This is a genomic window from Endozoicomonas sp. SESOKO1, assembly GCF_024606265.1.
Taxonomy (GTDB): domain Bacteria; phylum Pseudomonadota; class Gammaproteobacteria; order Pseudomonadales; family Endozoicomonadaceae; genus Endozoicomonas.
Window position 1 is genome coordinate 1 of record NZ_JAHHPP010000085.1, and the last position, 15,951, is coordinate 15,951.

Sequence of the window (15,951 nt, forward strand, 5' to 3'; positions counted from 1 at the left end):
ACCTCCGACCGCCTGGTTCGTAGCCAGGTACTCTATCCAGCTGAGCTACGAGCGCCCTGCGTCAACGGAGGCAAACTATAGAGATTTCATCGGGTTGAGTCAAATACGGTTTTTACGGATTCGTTCATCCCTAATCATCTATCGAATTTAATGCAGCGGCTTTTCCCACTCTTTCCAGAATAAAGTTGTAATGGATTTCCCAATCCCACCTTTTCCGTAAATATCGAGTTTTTTCCGCCACTCCTCCGAGAATGACCCTCCATTAAATATCACAGTGAGACGGTGGTATACGGCGCCAGTTGATTAGGGGGCCTGTGAGCCACACAGATAATGGTGGTGTCTGGCAACTCTTCTTGAATAAGTTCAAACATGGCCGCTTCTGTACTCGGGTCCAAAGCGGAGGTTGATTCATCCAATAGCAGTATCTTCGGCTTTTTAAGGATGGCCCTCACCAGGGCAATCCGTTGTTTTTCACCACCGGAAAGCCCTGAAAAACTGCCACTGCCATGATCATCAAGGGCAGGAATACAATGCTTAAGCCCCACCCGGCACAATAAGGCCTCAATCTTTTCACGGGAAGTGTCGTCAGGTGAATCAGGGTATACGAGCGTATGCAGAAGCCCCTCAGGAAACATGCGGGTTACTTGTGGCAGAGCAACCATGGTAACGTCTGGCATTGATATGCACCCTTTCCCAAAGGGCCATAAACCCGACAGGGATGCCATGAATGTGCTTTTTCCGGCACCGGATGATCCGGCAACCCAGACACGCTCTCCCTGCGCAATCGACAGGTCTGAAATGCGGGTGCACTGAACGCCGGTTGGCGTGGTCAGAACCAGATTGTTTACCGTTATCTGATGATCAGTAGCTTTCTGACGTTTGATCTCCCTGCTGACACCTTCATAGCCCTTCAGTTGCTGACTGGCTTCAAGAAGCCCCTGTAAACGCTCAGCCACTGCGGCAAATTCTGCCAGATGGCGATAGCTGAATATAAACCAGCTCAGTGTCGTCGTTACACTGGAAAAGGCGGATGCCAGTTGCATCATCCCACCCAGGGTAACATTACCAGCGAAGTACGCGGGCAATGCCAGAAACGTGGGTATTCGTAATACCGTGGTAAAGTAAGGACGGGTAAAAAGCCCCAGCACAAATTCAGCATTGGCCAGTTTCAGCCAGTTTTTTTTCACATCGCCAAACTGTCCATCCAGTCGTCTTTGCTCCGCCTTTTCCCCGGAGTCCTGGGCTATTTCTGCTGCACCATCCCGTATCTGGACCAGGGCGTGACGGAAGTTTGCTTCGTAGCGCTCCTGTTGAAAAAGAATATTTTTAATTGGGCGACCAAGAATATGAGTAAAGAAGCTCGAGATGCCAACGTAGATGAATGCCATCCAGACCATATACCGGGGAATCACAACCTCCACGCCAAACAGGGTGAAATTTAATGCCATTGAAGAGAGCGCCCAGAGCACGGCAACGTAGGAGAACAACTCGACAATACTGGTAATCAGATCCAGTGTCTGGGTAATTAAATGATGTACAAAAAGCTTGCAGTCATTGGCAATACGCTGGTCTGGATTATCTACCGGATCCGGCGAAAATCCGGGCCGTAAATACCAGTAGGCCTTGTTGTTAAGCCAGGCATTTTCCACATGGATGGTCAATTTTTCACGCCAGAGAATAAGCAGTCTTTTTTGCAACCAGTCACCGGCCAGGTACAGTAATACGGCAATGGCCGTGAACACGGCAAAGAGCCCCAACTGATACAGGGCTAACGCCGCATCACGCTGTTCCAGGGCATCGTAAAAATCTTTATTCCAGGTGATCATTTCCAATGACACCCAGACACCGGAGAACTTAAAACCCAGAATCGTTATAAAAAGGAATGCCCCAAGCCAAAACTGGGACCCCAGAACGGCAATCCGGGTAATTTGTAAAATATGGTTCAGCACTGGCGGCATGGAGTTTCCTGAGAAATGCTAGTTCAGACGCTTTATCGAGTTAATCAACCCCCAGCCATCATCAAACGACGCTGGCCGGAGATGAGCCCGGGAGCCTGTCGGACTTAAGACTGCGCTATATCTGGAGCCTGGGTGTAAATAACAAACTCCGCATGATTGGTATGCTCATCGTTCCATATCTCCGGCTGTTCCACCGGCAGGATACTGACATTGATGACCCTGGCGTCTGGTAAGAAGTGCTTGACCCTTTGAGTGGTGCCGCCATTTCTTTTGACATGAAAATCACCGATAAACAGCATCACTTTAGGGTGATTCTGGTAGGCCTTTGCCACCGAATCAGCCATGGTGGCATCCCATAACTGTTGTGCATCCAGAAAACCGCCAGGCCTTGCCAGTGCCGCCATGGCAGGCACATTGGGACGCGCAAAGCTATTCAGATTATTGATGTATTCGGTGACATCTACTGCCGGGTCCGGAATTTCGAACAGGGTATTGCCCTGCTCCTTAAGCATCTGCAGAGGCTGATAGCCTTCTATGCTGGCAATTTTCACATAGGAACGGGCCGCATTGGCTGCGATTAGCCGGGCCCCCTGTTCGTAGTAATCTTTTACCAGGTTAACAATCGGTTGATACCATTGCTGCCAGGTATTGTCGACGCCACCCCAGTTAGACGCGAAGGTCGCTTTTTCCAGAGCATTGGCACTGATATGACCTTGCAGGAACAAATCCACCAGGCCCTGGTATTGGCGTTCGAACATTTCCATTGCTATAGCCGTTGAGGGCGTTTTACTCAGTATTTCCCGGGTTATTTCTGCTTCAACTTGATGCCCTTGTGCATTGTTATGGAATTCTCCAACCAAAATAACGTCAGCATCCTGTAACTGGCTGAAAAAGTGTTGCTGAGTAATCCGTTGTCCATTGCTAAAAACGGTCCACATAAAATTTATTGCTCACGACGTAATGTGTAAAACCACCCCTACCCGAAAGGCAAAGGCACTTATATTTGTGTACTTGATACTTACCAGTTCGATGGCGTGAAGGTCTGGTTCTTACGGGTTTGATGAGGCTGTACAGTAAGTTTTGTTAAACGTCGGGTAGCGAGTCCAAACGCCAGATCAGAAGGCAACACAGACACATTTTTTCCACTTTCCAACCTGCTGATGGCAACGAAATAAACTAAAGCAAAACCGGATCACTTATTCTGGAGCAAGCTTTATAATGAGTGGTAAAAATAAATGCAAATAACAAGTATTCTCATTTGCATTTATTTGATCTTAGTCAAAAAAACATTGAATTGACCGCTTCAGATCACTTGCCAGTCTGACAGAGATTGTTAACTAAGAAATAAGTAAATACTGAAAAAAATGCTGCGGTTTTACACTCCTTGACTCCCGCATTGAGGGGCAAAAGCAATAAAGGATTATGCACAACGATACTGCTTTCCGGCTCTGCGATATCTCCCGATTCTGACCTGACGGAGTGTTGGTAGCTGAGGATTTTTCTGTCTTCAATAGCCAGCATGAGTTTAACGTTTTTTTTCAGCGACTACTGTCGTTTTAAAACACGACAATATAACTACAAAATGCTACCCTGTTTCACCTTAACATCGATGCCAGATAGCAATCTGAAATGTCGCACTTTTTTCATACATCAGGTTCATCTCTGGCATAACAACAAAAACAAAAAACTGAAATAGGATCACTTATGAATGAGAGCAGCAGTGCCATCCTGGCCACCTTTCTTGCTTATCTGGCCATGATGCTATTTATCGGATATCAGGCCTGGAAACGAACCAGCAATTCTGCAGACTATTTTCTTGGCGGCCGGACCCTGGGGCCATGGCCTGCGGCACTGAGTGCCGGCGCATCGGATATGAGCGGCTGGCTTCTCCTTGGCCTGCCCGGCTATGCATTTGCTGCCGGTTTTGAAGCATTCTGGCTGGCCGGTGGCCTGTTATTGGGTACCTGGCTGAACTGGCTGTTAATGGCCAAACGGTTGAGGGTCTACAGTGAAGCCGCCGGAAACTCGGTAACTCTGCCGGAGTTTTTCACCAACCGGTTCAGAGACCACTCAAAAATGCTACAGGCCGTTTCAGCCTTTTTTATTCTGTTGTTCTTCCTGTTCTATACCAGTTCCGGACTGGTTGCCGGTGGCAAGCTGTTTGAAACCGTATTTGGTATCGATTACAGCGTTGCCGTGGTTATTGGCACTGTCTGCATTATTTCCTACACCCTGTTTGGCGGATTCCTTGCAGTTTCCTGGACTGACCTTATTCAGGGGTTATTAATGGCGGCAGCGTTATTGATTGTCCCGATTATTGCCCTGCAATCCGGCTCTTCAGAGCAATCATTACTTTCGCTGCTGGAAAGTCATAACCAACACCTGCTGAACCCCTGGACCAGCGCCGATGGTGAACCATTGACGTGGATTGCGATCCTGTCACTGGCCGCCTGGGGATTGGGTTATTTTGGTCAGCCCCATATTCTTGCACGTTTCGCCGGCATCCGCTCACCGGATGATGTTCCCACGGCCCGCCGTATAGCGGTGCTCTGGAGCGCCTTATCCATGGCTGGTGCCATTCTGGTTGGCCTGGCAGGCCTGACCTATCTGAACGGCCAGGGCTCTGCCCTTACCGATGGCGAAACGATCTTTATGGTTCTGGTGAATGCCATCTTCCACCCGGTGATTGCCGGTATTCTTCTGGCCGCGATCCTGGCCGCCATCATGAGTACCGCTGACTCCCAATTACTGGTCTCTTCATCCGCGCTGGCAGAAGACTTTTACAAGGACATTCTGAAAAAAGATGCGACCTCAGAGCAGGTTATGCTTGTGGGACGTCTTGCTGTCGTCGCGATTGCACTGGTAGCACTGTTCCTGGCTTTTGATCCCGACAGTTCAGTCCTTGGACTGGTCTCTTATGCCTGGGCAGGCTTTGGTGCCGCATTTGGTCCGGCACTGTTAATCAGTATGTTCTGGCAGCGAATGAATCGTTTTGGTGCTTTGGCAGGCGTTGTCGTTGGCGGGGTTACGGTTGTCGTCTGGAAACAGCTGAGTGGCGGTATCTTCGATCTCTATGAGATTGTACCTGGTATCCTGTTTGCCTCTTTAGCGATTGTGGTGACCAGCCTGGTAACGAAAGCACCCGATGAAGAAATCACCAGGGAGTTTGAACTGGTAAAACAGACGGTCTCCTGATCGTCTTTGCCAAAGGGAACAGCGGTGTGCTGTTCCCTTATTTCAGACTCCCGCCTCCCTTTTTAACCTCCTTCTCAATTTTGTCGTTTCTGAATTCAGGGTTCAACGCTACTCTACTGACCAGATGCATAAAGGGGACTTTTTTTTGAGCCAAAACTGTACTATGGTACAAAAAAGCTATCCCGGTTCAACTCAATCCCACAAAGCAAACAACAATAAAAATAGAATCGCTTTATGAAGTTCCTGAAATCCGCAAAATACCAGACAAGTGCCCTATTATTTTCTCTTCTGCTGACAGCTTGTGACTCTTCACAAATCCTGTCATCAAAAAAGACCTTTGACCCGGCCCTGGCCAGCCAGTTACAACCAGATGATCCCCATCTCTCTGCCATATACAACCGCAGTTGCAAGGCCTGCCACACCCTTGCCAATACCGGCGCACCATTGACCGGCGACAGCCACAGCTGGAAAAGCAGGATGGACAAAGGTATGGAAGCACTTCTGGATAATGTTATAAACGGCTTTGGTGGTATGCCTCCCTTCGGTATGTGCATGGACTGTCAACCAGAACAGTTTGCAGCTCTGATCACCTTTATGGCTGCTCCGGCTGAATAATAAGAAGCGAACACCAGGACATCATTATGTTAAGTCGCCGGCATTTTTTAACCTCATTAGTGACTGTAGCGGCAGCCCAGGCTGTTTCACCCACCATTAGCTTCGCTGAACAAAAGCGCCGTATCCCCTGGCGTAACTGGTCCGGATCACAGCAGTGCTTTCCGGAATACAGAAAAGCCCCCGCCACCATTGCCGAACTCCAGGAAATCATCACCTCATCAACAGGCGTTATTCGTCCAGTGGGTTCCGGGCACTCATTCAGCGCCCTGGTTCCCACTGACGATACGCTGGTGTCACTCAGTCGTATGACTGGTATTGTTGACCACAACCCGGACAAATTACAGGCCACCATTCAGGGTGGAACCCGCCTGGGTGATATTGGTCAGCCACTGGAAGATATTGGTCAGGCCCTGACCATCATGCCAGACATCGATCAGCAGTCACTGGCTGGGTGTCTGGCGTGAGTTTGATGAAATTCTCGACATTGCTGAAGATATGGCAGACAACAACCGTAACTTCGAGTTCTACTACATCCCCTTTACCGGCATGGGATGGACGGATGTTCACAATATCACCGATGAACTGCCGGGCAGTACCGGACGAATGGATACCAATGACGGTGCCAACGACCTGAAGCTGGCCCGGGATATGCTGAGCTGGTCCCCTGCCCTGCGCGAGGTAATTTTAAGCACCTATATGAAAACTATTGACGACGAAGTCGTCATTGAAAGTTCATGGAAGAATTACGCTAACGATCGAAATGTCCGTTTTAACGAAATGGAGTATCACCTGCCCAGGGAAAATGGCCTGAAAGCGCTAAAGGAAATCCGTGAAGTGCTGGAAGAGAACTTCCATGAGGTCTTTTTCCCCATCGAATTTCGTTATGTGAAAGGTGACGATATTTGGTTAAGCCCGTTTTACCAGAGAGAAACCTGTTCCATTGCCATTCACCGTTTCTTCGAAGAGGATTACCGGGACTTTTTCAACGCCATCGAACCTATCCTGCTAAAATACCACGGCCGCCCTCACTGGGGTAAGCTGAACAAACTGACGGCCCGGGATTGTTCCAGACTCTATCCAAAGTGGAAAGAGTTCAATCTGGTCAGGCAACAGATTGACCCTCAGGGTAAATTCCTGAATTCGTATTTGAAGCAACTGCTTACCTTAACTGCGTAAGTTCACTAAAAGCTTCACTGGTAATACCAGCACTCTGGTCAAATATAAAAAGAATAAGGGTCAATACCGGCCATGACTCATCACTACACAAATCATCGCTACTTTCAGGACATGGGCCAGAGCCTGAAAAAGGCCGGTCTCTGCAGCCCTACCCTGGTGATCGACAAACGACGACTGGATTACAACATTAACCAGCTTCTGAAAGTCATCGGCCAGGGATTCCAGTACCGGATTGTGGCCAAGTCACTGCCGTCTATTCCCCTGTTGCGCTATATCATGGAACGAACCGGAACCCGTCGCCTGATGAGCTTCCACATTCCTTTCCTTATTCACCTGGTAGACAACATTCCGGAAGCTGATGTCTTGCTGGGCAAACCCATGCCAATCAGTGCCGTCAGGTATTTTTATCACTGGCAGCAGCAACAATCCTGTGGATTCCGACCGGAATCCCAGCTTCAGTGGCTGGTCGATTCCCTGGCACGTTTGCAGGAATACCATGCCTTTGCCCGGGACAATGACTTGCAACTGCAAATTAACCTGGAGATCAATATTGGTCTTAACCGCGGTGGTTTTTCTGATCTATCAGAATTCCAGCTGGCACTTGAACTACTGAAAGACAGTGACTACTTATCCCTGTCCGGCTTGATGGGTTATGAAGCCCACATCACCAAAATTCCAGTTTTATTAGGTGGCCCTGAGACAGCATTTCGAACAGCCATGTCGCGCTACCGGGAATTCACCGGGCAAATACAGAAAGTGTTTGTTCACCAGGCGTTAGAACGTCTCTGTCTCAATGCTGGAGGAAGCACGACCTATCCCCTTTACCGGGACAACACCCTGATTAATGAAATTGCCACCGCCTCTGCCCTGGTGAAGCCCACTGACTTTGATGTATTTACTCTGAACCATCATTCCCCCGCAGCATTTATTGCTGCTCCGGTTATAAAAGATGTCCACAAGCCCAACCTGCCCATGGCTTCAGGCATATCGGCACTATTGAGAATGGTCGGTCTTTCACCACAACGAGCGGCGTTTATCTATGGGGGTAACTGGCTTGCCTCCCCCTGCTATCCAGCAGGCAGCAAACGCTCCGGGTTGCTTGGCCACTCCAGTAACCAGGAACTGTACGAAATCCACAAAGACCACCCCATTCAAAGGGATGACTTTATGTTTTTTCGACCCAGCCAGAGCGAGGCTGTCTTTCTGCAGTTTGGACATATCGCGGTGATGAATGACGGAATAATAGAGTCATACTGGCCAGTATTCCAATACCCGGAACACGGCTCACCGTCACCTGAAACCAAACGCCCGCTTCCAAAGGATCTGTCAGCATCAGCCGCTGAACGATAAGGAGTATACCGTGTCCATAATATTCACTGCCCTGGCTTATTTGCTGGTGCCTGCCCTGCTCATTATCCTGTGCCAGAAATGCAGGCTGCTGGATAAAATTGGTGTTGTAGTTCTGTCGTTTGGCCTTGGAATAACATTAAGCGCAGGCCTTGATCTGCCTGCCCTGCTCGGTGAGGGACAGCTGTCGGCAATACAAATGAATCTTTCAGTCTGAAAGCACTGCCCGTGATTCAGTCGACCAGGACGCGTTTGCTCATATGGCAGATGAAAGTGCAAACAGTTATAAGGTGCTTGCCAGCCTGAAAAGCCTGCCTCAGACGTCACAGTCATTGCTGTTCTCCGCTCTGGTGGTAGGACTGGCACTGGGCCTGTCATCACTGTTTCCCAAGTCCATGACATCGGTAGTGACCATCATTTCCATCACAAGCCTGGGGCTGGCTGTATCATTTATTCCCAATATCCGCAAGCTGGCAAACAGTTTTCAGCTGGGAATGTATCTGATCCTGGTCTTCTGTTTCACCATGGGTACCATGACCGACACCAGCATTCTGACCAGTCTCAACCTGGATTTGTTTGCCTATATCGGTTTTGTCCTGCTGGGCTCCCTGTTTGTTCAGGCCATTGCCTGCAAACTGATGAAGATTGATACGGATACCTTTCTGATCACGTCTTCAGCGGCGATTATGTCAGTGCCATTTATCCCGGTGATTGTCGGCGCCCTGAAAAATCGTGAAATTCTTCTACCGGGCTTTGCAGCTGCCATTATTGGTTACGCCCTGGGCAACTATCTGGGGGTAATGGTTGCTTACGGAACCCGTTACGTTTTGGGGCTGGGAGGGTAACTGAGAGAGTTCAGAAATCCCGTTAATTCAACAGGCAAGACAATATTTCAGATGGTATTCAATCTCAAACCGTCTTACCTGTCTGGGGATATGGCTGAGTTTCAATCAACCAGATTGTCGACCATAATTTTCCCTCACGATTACTCCAACAACACTGCCCCCATGACCCAACTAATTATTGACCTTAACAACCTGTTCTCGACAACTACCCTGCAAAGAGGACGGGACTATTTCAGAAAAAACAAAGTCAGCCATCTCGAACTGAAAGAAGATAAGGATTTGTTGTACGGTCTGGTGCGCGGCAGTGGCCGGAAAACCTACGAAGTTGAGGTTTTCTTTTACAATCACGATGATCCCGGAGAGGATAACCTTGAGGGTTTCTGCTCCTGTCCGGTGGGTTATAACTGCAAACATACCGTCGCGCTGCTGCTGGCGGGGGAAAAAAAATACGGTGCCAAACGCCTTAATCAAATGATGGGGACAGGTCACAGCAATACTGATTCATACCCGGCCCCCAAGGCATCCATTGCTGAAATTAACTCTATTAAGCGGTTGCTGGAGGAGCAGTTTGGTGGTCGCCTGAGCAATGATGTACTGGAAACCATGGTGGAGGAGTTTCTCGGGGAGTTCGAGGGAATATCACCGGAAGACGCCGCCAGGGAGCAGGCCAGAAAGCTGGAAGATCAGCGCAATAACTGGTTGCGACGGTTGAATGCCGCGATAAAAGAGCGGGACAATGAAGAGAAAAAACAGGCAAAACAGGGCAAAGCCACTAATATCGCGCTTTACGTTCTGGAAGAGAACTCCTATCACGGTGGCATCATTGTCCAGATCTGCCTCTCCCGCTACCTGAAAAGTGGCGGCTTTGGCAAACCCTCCCCCTTTGGTAGCGCCTACAACTGCCTGCATCATGGCAACTGGCCCGCCAGCATGGCCGATAATGATCGCCGCATCCTCAAGCTGGCATATATCAACAAACGGATTGATCTTTACCAGGGGAGAATCACCCTGAATGGTGAGGACGGCCACGAGCTGCTGGAAAAAATCATGGCCACCGGCCGTTGTGTGGTGGATCGTGAGTTAAAACTTCCGGTTATCCGCCAGCCTGCCATCCAGGGTGAAATCCGCTGGCAGCTGGATGAACAGGGGCTGCAACGCCCCTCACTGGTGGCTGCCGGCGATGGCCAGCCGCTGCTGCTGATTCCTTCAAAGCCAGCCTGTTACCTTCTCCGGCAGCAGGATCAGTTTCACTGTGGCGACCTGACCGGACTGCCGGACCCAACCCTGCTGGGCCTGCTGCTGGATGCACCGCCGCTGGACGAGGCCGGTATCGATATCACCAGCCAAACCCTGAAAACGATGTTCCGTGACAGCAGTGAAACCAGCGGCAACGAAAAGCGCAAGAGCAAGAAACAACCGATCATCCCGTTACCGGAAAAGGTCTCCGTGCTGACGGTCATCCCCAAACCCCGACTGCTGCTGGACAGCATTCCCACCGGTAAGAAAACATCCGCTGACCGACTGGCCCGTGGCCGGGTCAGCTTTGATTACGATGGCCAGACCATTCCCTTTGGCAGCCACCAGCAAACCCTGAAGTCGGCAGGAGACGGCCATAAATTCATCCCCCGCCAGAGCAGTGCGGAATACCACGCCCTGGAACAACTGCCCGAGTTCATGGAACCTGCCCATATCCGCCATATGGAAAGTGTGCAACAAATCAGCGAACTGGATGTACACGACCTGGTGACCGGCATATCCGGCAGCGAATACCGCAACCGCTGGTTACGTTTTGTCAGCGATGTCCTGCCGGAACTGGAAGAACAGGGCTGGTCGGTCACCATGGATGACAACTTCCCGTTTCAGTTTGCCACCCTCACCGATGACGACTGGTACGCTGAGCTGGATGAATCGGAAAACAACTGGTTCAACCTGCGCCTCGGCGTTACCGTTGACGATAAACCCATCGACCTGCTCCCGCTGCTGGCCCGCCAGATAAACCAGCTGCCGACACTGGACGAACTCAAGGCCATGCCCGGTGATGCCCCGGTTCCCATTGCCCTGCCCGGCGGTAAATTCATCCAGCTGCCGACCGAGCGGTTACGGCTGATTGCCGGTACCCTGCTGGAACTGTTCGGGGAACGGCCACTGAACGAATACCAGCTGCAGAACTACCATGCCCAGGTCTGGCAGGAACTCTATGACCAGCTTGGCCTGCCCTGGTCCGGTGGAGAAAAGCTGCTGGCCCTCGGCAAAAAGCTGAAAGGTTTTAAACAACTGAAGTCGGTTAAACCACCCAACGGGCTGCAGGCAGAACTGCGCAGCTACCAGCAGCACGGCCTGTCCTGGCTGCAATTCCAAAGGGAATACGGTCTCAACGGCATATTGGCAGACGATATGGGACTGGGTAAAACCCTTCAGACCCTGGCCCATATCCAACTGGAAAAACAACGGCTCAAGGATAAACTCCCCCCCAGCCTGGTAGTCTGCCCCACCAGCCTGCTGCACAACTGGCACCTCGAAGCCAGCCGGTTCACCCCGGACTTAACGGTCCATATCCATCACGGTGCCAACCGGGACAGTGATGAAATTAACCGCGCAGACCTGGTGCTGACCAGTTACGGCGTAGTTCAGCGGGATTTTCAGGACCTGGCCAACACCCGGTTTCACCTGCTCGCCCTGGATGAATCCCAGGCGGTCAAAAACCCCAATGCCAAAAGCGCCAGAGCGGTGCGCTGCCTGAACGCAGAACATAAACTCTGCCTCACCGGAACCCCCATGGAAAACCACCTTGGGGAACTCTGGTCACTGTTTGACTTCCTGATGCCGGGCTTCCTCGGTGCCAGGGACCAGTTTACCCGCTTTTACCGCACGCCCATCGAAAAACAGGGCAGCCAGCAACAGGCGGAAAAACTGCAAAAGCGTATTGCCCCTTTTATGCTCCGTCGCAGTAAAGACCTGGTGGCCAAAGAGCTGCCCGCCAAAACCGAAATCCTGCGCACCACGGCACTCAACGGGAAACAGCGGGACCTCTACGAAACCATTCGGGCCAGCATGGAAGCCCGGGTCCAGAAAGAGATCGAAAAGAAAGGGCTGGCCCGCTCCCAGATGGTCATTCTGGACGCCCTGCTGAAAATGCGCCAGGCCTGCTGCGACCCCACCCTGGTCAAGGTGGAGCAGGCTGCTGATATCCGCGAATCCGCCAAACTGGAACTGTTGATGGACCTGGTAAAACCCATGGTGGAAGAGGGCCGGAAAATACTGATCTTCTCCCAGTTCACCAGCATGCTGGCGCTGATCGAACACCGCTTGCAACAGGCCAATATCCCCTGGGTCAAACTCACCGGCCAGACCCGGGACCGGAAGAAGCCCGTGGACACCTTCCAGAACGGTGACACGCCGGTCTTCCTGATCAGCCTGAAAGCCGGCGGCACCGGCCTGAACCTCACGGCGGCGGATACGGTGATACACTACGACCCCTGGTGGAACCCTGCCGCAGAAGACCAGGCCAGCGACCGGGCACACCGGATCGGTCAGGATAAACCGGTCTTTATCTACAAACTGATCACCGAAGGCACTGTCGAAGAAAAAATCCAGGCCATGAAGGAGAAGAAAAAAGCCCTGGCCGATGCCATTTTAAGTGATGGTTCCGGCAGGCGGAAAAAGGCCACCATTACAGCTGAGGACCTTAATGTGCTGTTTGAGCCGTTGAAGGGTTAGCACGTCATTCCAATGAGTTTGATGCGCAAAATCTCCGTTCACCCTGAGCGGAGGTTGTACGTCATCGGTCATTTATAGAAGGAACCCATCGTCAACTGTCACGTCCGGGAACCTCCCAGCTTAACCATCCCGCTATCAGAAACAGCCATATCCTTGCCAACCATCACTCCCGGCGTTGCCCGGTAAAACAGCACAACACTGAGAGCAAACGTCAGTATTTCTGCTACCGGCAGGGCAAGAAATGCACCTTCAAGCCCCAGGGTTTTCCAGAACAGAATGATCAGCACCAGTGGCAGCACCAGAGAGCGGCTCATGGCAATCAGGGCCGACTGGGTAGCCGCATGCATCCCGGTAAAATAGCCGGACAGGGTAATATTGATACCGTTAAACAGAAAGGCAGGCCAGATAACGGCGATGATCGACAGGGTCAGAGCCAGCGTAGCCACCTCGTCACTCTGGATAAAGACACTGGCAAGAGCCTCAGGATAAACCAGCAGAGCCGTCGCAAAGGTAATACCTAACAGAACAGCAAGACCAACAGCCAGTCTCATAAAGTTGGCGATACGTTCTGGCTTTCTGGCACCAAAGTTAACGCTGACAAGAGGACCCAGGGCTTCTGCAGTACCGTAGGCCATCATGATACTGAGCCACAGGATATAGTTGACAATGGTAAAGGCAGCAACGCCCGTTGTGCCTGCTTCGATCATCAGAATCCAGTTAATAACAAACATGATCAGTCCACCGGACATCTCATTAATGAACTCGGAAAAACCGTTATAGGCGGCGCGGAACAGCTCAAACCAGGAACCATAGGGTTTAATCAACCGAATGCGGGCCTGTCTGCCGAAAAAACGTACCATTAGAAACGCCGTACCCACCGTATAGGCAATACCACTGGCAAATGCTGCACCACTGATACCCCAGCCCCATACTTTGATAAACAACGCATCCAGTACGATATTAGTAAACGCAGTCAGCACCAGCCCGAATAACGCATAATTTGGTGCATCATCAACCCGGGAAAAATACGACAGTGCATAAGCCAGCCCCATAAAAAACATAAAGGGCGAAATAATACGGATATATTCCGTGGTCAGCGGCAGTGCTTCCCCTTCGGCGCCCACAAAAGCGGCAATATTTCCGGCAAAATACCATGCCAGACTGGCTACGATGAGGGCAAAGATAACAACCACCGTCAGGGATTTGGTAAAAATATTGGATGCCGTGCGTGTATCGCCTTCCCCCAGGGCTTTACCGGCAACCACTGCACCACCGACCAGCATCATGACACAGAGACCAAAGAACACCGAATAGAGTGGTACCACCAGGTTAACCGCGGCCAGGGCTGTAGCCCCCACGTAATTGCCAACAAAGATACCATCAACGATACCTGCTGAAGACAATGCCACCAGACCCAGTATGGATGGCACAACAAAACGGAAAAAATCCACCGTGGTACTGCCGGTGGTCATCGTTTCATCAGTAGTGTGAACTGACATAGTCGTTTCCTTATCGCGGCAGGAGGTTCCCCTGTGCCTACAATACTTTATTTCTTTGACTGACCAATATGAACATCTGTTCAAATTGGACATATGTTCAATTTGTTTTTATGCTATGTCAACCATTAGTTATATCGGAAAGATGCGGTCAATGAGTTACCTGCCAAAAGATGAAAAACGCAAAGCCATCCTGGAGGCCACCCTTTCCCTGGTAGTCTCCTGTGGCTTTGCTGGCATAACTGCCCGCAAGGTTGCCGAAGCAATGGGAGCCGCGACAGGCACCATCCACCACCACTTTGCCTCTCTGGACGAATTGAAAACCGAAGTCATCCGTTATGCCGTGTCATCATCCGTTGACCGCGACCTGAAGGCCATTAAGCGATTGCCCCCCTACGAAGCCCTGTTGCAGATGTTGCTACCATCAAATTTACCGGATCGGGAGTTTGAAAACCGGGTATGGCTCAGTGCAGCCGATGAAATGTGGCGCAATGAACCCTTGAAAACTGTCTATTGTGAATCCATGCTCGGCCTGACAGACCTGGTTGAGAGAGTGTTAGCCCAGGGTCAAAAAGATGAGACCTTTCACCTCACGCTTGATAAACGACACTGCGCGTGGAAATTGATAGCCACCAGTCTCACCCTGTCCAGTTATTCTTATCTTGGTGATAAAAGCCTGGATCTAAAGGCGATAGATGACCTGGTGATTAATGATATTCATCTGACGCTGGGCATGAAGTGATTTCATCCGGACTGATAATGTCGACGGGAGCGAACAAAACACTGAATAATCACTGTGTTTTTCTACATTTTTTCGGTTTATCCCTGCGGGCGCAGGGAACACAAAAAGGCCGACCACCTGTTACAGTGATCGGCCGGTTCATCCCTGCGGGCGCAGGGAACACAATATTTTGATAAAAGTGAGAATTATCCAATCCGGTTCATCCCTGCGGGCGCAGGGAACACGGTGCTGCTCAGATCGTACTGAACCAGCAACTCGGTTCATCCCTGCGGGCGCAGGGAACACATACATCTGATGTTCTGGTATAAAAAAAGACGCGGTTCATCCCTGCGGGCGCAGGGAACACGCTACTTCAGCATTACACCAGACGTTTAAACGCGGTTCATCCCTGCGGGCGCAGGGAACACTACTATGATTTAACCCCGGAAGAAATAGCCGACGGTTCATCCCTGCGGGCGCAGGGAACACCGGTATTCCTTGCCCGCCTTCGATATGTAAACCGGTTCATCCCTGCGGGCGCAGGGAACACAGCACCTCTCTAGTTACCCAACGTTTAAACTGCGGTTCATCCCTGCGGGCGCAGGGAACACGCCAGGTCAAAGGCTTCGTTCCGTGCCCTGGTCGGTTCATCCCTGCGGGCGCAGGGAACACGTTACATTACCGGTAGTATTGGTGGGCAGCGCCGGTTCATCCCTGCGGGCGCAGGGAACACCAAATTCCACATAGTCTGGTATCCGCTGGTAACGGTTCATCCCTGCGGGCGCAGGGAACACCCGCTCAGCTGTACCAAACATCCAGAAGGGCGCGGTTCATCCCTGCGGGCGCAGGGAACACACACCACCCGAGCCATTGTTGGCCGC

The 15,951-nt window shown here is 51.0% G+C and carries 12 protein-coding genes and 1 CRISPR repeat array; of the genes, 9 read left to right on the forward strand and 3 right to left on the reverse strand.

What is annotated here, in order from left to right:
- Positions 1-269 precede the first annotated feature (269 nt).
- A complete protein-coding gene (locus tag KDK13_RS04520) occupies positions 270-1,958 on the reverse strand; it encodes an ABC transporter ATP-binding protein/permease (RefSeq protein WP_257283744.1) in 1,689 nt (562 codons plus the stop codon).
- 104 nt (positions 1,959-2,062) lie between these two features.
- Positions 2,063-2,896, reverse strand: coding sequence for a ChaN family lipoprotein (locus tag KDK13_RS04525; RefSeq protein WP_257283745.1), 834 nt, complete (start codon positions 2,894-2,896; stop codon positions 2,063-2,065).
- 766 nt (positions 2,897-3,662) lie between these two features.
- Between KDK13_RS04525 and putP the strand changes: the two genes are divergently transcribed.
- From putP to KDK13_RS04565, 8 genes are all read left to right on the forward strand, one after another.
- Positions 3,663-5,153 (forward strand): sodium/proline symporter PutP, encoded by a 1,491-nt coding sequence (putP, locus tag KDK13_RS04530; RefSeq protein WP_257283746.1) that lies wholly within the window; start codon positions 3,663-3,665, stop codon positions 5,151-5,153.
- Between the two features lie 234 nt (positions 5,154-5,387).
- Entirely contained in the window at positions 5,388-5,768 is a 381-nt protein-coding gene (locus KDK13_RS04535) for a cytochrome c5 family protein (RefSeq protein ID WP_257283747.1), read from the forward strand.
- Positions 5,769-5,794: 26 nt separating this feature from the next.
- Positions 5,795-6,232: an FAD-binding protein gene (locus KDK13_RS04540; RefSeq protein ID WP_257283749.1), complete on the forward strand. Its 438-nt coding sequence runs from the start codon at positions 5,795-5,797 to the stop codon at positions 6,230-6,232.
- 31 nt (positions 6,233-6,263) lie between these two features.
- On the forward strand, positions 6,264-6,944 hold the full coding sequence (locus KDK13_RS04545; RefSeq protein WP_257283750.1) for a D-arabinono-1,4-lactone oxidase: 681 nt from the start codon (positions 6,264-6,266) through the stop codon (positions 6,942-6,944).
- Between the two features lie 72 nt (positions 6,945-7,016).
- Positions 7,017-8,294, forward strand: coding sequence for an alanine racemase (locus tag KDK13_RS04550; protein ID WP_257283751.1), 1,278 nt, complete (start codon positions 7,017-7,019; stop codon positions 8,292-8,294).
- A gap of 10 nt (positions 8,295-8,304) precedes the next feature.
- Positions 8,305-8,508 (forward strand): hypothetical protein, encoded by a 204-nt coding sequence (locus tag KDK13_RS04555; protein ID WP_257283753.1) that lies wholly within the window; start codon positions 8,305-8,307, stop codon positions 8,506-8,508.
- Positions 8,509-8,551: 43 nt separating this feature from the next.
- A complete protein-coding gene (locus KDK13_RS04560) occupies positions 8,552-9,136 on the forward strand; it encodes a DUF819 family protein (protein ID WP_257283754.1) in 585 nt (194 codons plus the stop codon).
- A 162-nt stretch (positions 9,137-9,298) separates the two neighbouring features.
- Positions 9,299-12,853, forward strand: a complete 3,555-nt coding sequence (locus tag KDK13_RS04565; protein WP_257283755.1) for a DEAD/DEAH box helicase — start codon at positions 9,299-9,301, stop codon at positions 12,851-12,853.
- A gap of 98 nt (positions 12,854-12,951) precedes the next feature.
- On the opposite strand, the gene KDK13_RS04570 is transcribed toward KDK13_RS04565, so the two are convergent.
- Positions 12,952-14,352 carry an MATE family efflux transporter gene (locus KDK13_RS04570; RefSeq protein WP_257283756.1) on the reverse strand — a complete coding sequence of 467 codons (1,401 nt, stop codon included), beginning with the start codon at positions 14,350-14,352 and terminating at the stop codon, positions 12,952-12,954.
- A gap of 151 nt (positions 14,353-14,503) precedes the next feature.
- Here KDK13_RS04570 and KDK13_RS04575 point away from each other — a divergent pair, with 151 nt between their 5' ends.
- Positions 14,504-15,091, forward strand: coding sequence for a TetR family transcriptional regulator (locus KDK13_RS04575; RefSeq protein ID WP_257283757.1), 588 nt, complete (start codon positions 14,504-14,506; stop codon positions 15,089-15,091).
- Between the two features lie 73 nt (positions 15,092-15,164).
- A CRISPR array of direct repeats spans positions 15,165-15,925; the repeat unit is 29 nt; unit sequence CGGTTCATCCCTGCGGGCGCAGGGAACAC.
- Positions 15,926-15,951: the final 26 nt, after the last annotated feature.

Excerpts from the sequence above, each read along its gene's own strand:
- KDK13_RS04520 (WP_257283744.1), bottom strand. The coding sequence starts at position 1,958 with ATGCCGCCAGTGCTGAACCATATTTTACAAATTACCCGGATTGCCGTT.
- KDK13_RS04525 (WP_257283745.1), bottom strand. The coding sequence starts at position 2,896 with ATGTGGACCGTTTTTAGCAATGGACAACGGATTACTCAGCAACACTTT.
- putP (WP_257283746.1), top strand. The coding sequence starts at position 3,663 with ATGAATGAGAGCAGCAGTGCCATCCTGGCCACCTTTCTTGCTTATCTG.
- KDK13_RS04535 (WP_257283747.1), top strand. The coding sequence starts at position 5,388 with ATGAAGTTCCTGAAATCCGCAAAATACCAGACAAGTGCCCTATTATTT.
- KDK13_RS04540 (WP_257283749.1), top strand. The coding sequence starts at position 5,795 with ATGTTAAGTCGCCGGCATTTTTTAACCTCATTAGTGACTGTAGCGGCA.
- KDK13_RS04545 (WP_257283750.1), top strand. The coding sequence starts at position 6,264 with ATGGCAGACAACAACCGTAACTTCGAGTTCTACTACATCCCCTTTACC.
- KDK13_RS04550 (WP_257283751.1), top strand. The coding sequence starts at position 7,017 with ATGACTCATCACTACACAAATCATCGCTACTTTCAGGACATGGGCCAG.
- KDK13_RS04560 (WP_257283754.1), top strand. The coding sequence starts at position 8,552 with ATGGCAGATGAAAGTGCAAACAGTTATAAGGTGCTTGCCAGCCTGAAA.
- KDK13_RS04565 (WP_257283755.1), top strand. The coding sequence starts at position 9,299 with ATGACCCAACTAATTATTGACCTTAACAACCTGTTCTCGACAACTACC.
- KDK13_RS04570 (WP_257283756.1), bottom strand. The coding sequence starts at position 14,352 with ATGTCAGTTCACACTACTGATGAAACGATGACCACCGGCAGTACCACG.
- KDK13_RS04575 (WP_257283757.1), top strand. The coding sequence starts at position 14,504 with ATGAGTTACCTGCCAAAAGATGAAAAACGCAAAGCCATCCTGGAGGCC.